The 854-nt window shown below is 63.9% G+C and carries 1 protein-coding gene; it reads left to right on the top strand.

All coding sequences use genetic code 11. The annotated features are described in order from the left end of the window. Positions 1 to 82: 82 nt before the first annotated feature. On the top strand, positions 83 to 854 hold a 772-nt coding region (locus JF542_RS24325), incomplete at its 3' end, for an IS5 family transposase (RefSeq protein ID WP_207077736.1).

Here is an 854-nt window from a genome sequence, read left to right on the forward strand (position 1 = left end):
CAGGCTGCTGAAAAACTCTCGCCTCGACGCCTGACGTGGAACATGATTCACCGTAACCACTACGATGGCGACGGAGTGTGGGATGCGTGGATCAGATCAGGTGACGGGCTCGCTGTTCAGCTACGTCGATCTCGAGGAGCGCATTCCAGTGCGACACCCGCTTCGCAAGATCAGGGCCGTCGTCAACGACGCACTGCGCTCCCTGGATGCAGAGTTCGACCGGCTTTACGCGGGTGAGGGCCGCCCCTCGATCGCGCCGGAACGATTGATCCGGGCCAGCCTGCTGCACATCCTCTACTCGATCCGGTCCGAGCGGCAGCTCATGGAGCAGATGGACTACAACTTGCTGTTCCGCTGGTTCGTGGGCCTTGGGATCGATGACGTTGTCTGGGTCCCGACCGTGTTCACGAAGAACCGCGACCGGCTGCTGACCACGGACATGTCGCGCAAGATCATGGCCGCCATTCTGGCGCATCGCGAGGTGGCACCGCTGCTGTCGGACGACCATTTCTCGGTCGACGGCACCCTTGTGAAGGCCTGGGCGTCGATGAAGAGTTTCCAGCCGAAGGAAAGAGCGACGCTGGGCGGGGACGAGGGTCCCGGCGATCCGCCAGATGGCAGCGCGCCGCCCACATCTTCCTCTGACCAGTCCACCGCCGAGCCCGACCCGATGACCCGCCCCACACGCCGCAACCGTAACGCCGAAGTCGACTTCCGTGGCGAACGACGGTCGAACGCGACCCATGCTTCGATGACCGATCCGGAGGCCCGGCTGTCCAAGAAATCCCCCGGCGCCGGCGCCATGCTGTGCTTCATGGGGCACAGCATGATGGAGAACCGCTCCGGCCTGATCG

This window comes from Salipiger bermudensis, from assembly GCF_017309175.1.
Classification (GTDB): domain Bacteria; phylum Pseudomonadota; class Alphaproteobacteria; order Rhodobacterales; family Rhodobacteraceae; genus Salipiger; species Salipiger bermudensis.